We start from the raw sequence: 277 nt of genomic DNA, 5'->3' as shown, positions 1-277 counted from the left end.
AGGATGCCTTGCAGATCCTCTCCAGCCGGCCAGCCGCGCGCCTTCAGGCCGGTCACCCTGGCGGCCACGAGCTGGGGATGTCCCCCGCTCGCCAGCCAGACCGAGCGCGTCCACCGCGCCGTGTCCCCGCCGGCGCGCTCGATGATCAGGCCTACCTCGGCTTCCTCAAGCGGCGGCACGGTGACCGGCGCGACACCCGTGGAAAGCGAGGGCGGAGGTGGGCGGTAGGCGGTTACGGCCAGGCCGCCGTCGACCTGACGGACGGCTTCGGACAACA

1 protein-coding gene is annotated in these 277 nt (G+C 72.6%); it reads right to left on the bottom strand.

What is annotated here, in order from left to right; translation table 11 throughout:
* A partial coding sequence (locus ACM0OZ_RS49300) for a hypothetical protein (protein ID WP_414590228.1) occupies positions 1-277 on the bottom strand: 277 nt, incomplete at both ends.

Source organism: Scytonema sp. PCC 10023, assembly GCF_963920835.1.
Taxonomy (GTDB): Bacteria; Cyanobacteriota; Cyanobacteriia; order Cyanobacteriales; family Nostocaceae; genus Kalymmatonema.
Note: the sequence above shows the minus strand (reverse complement) of the source record. Positions and strands in the feature narration are given on the sequence as shown.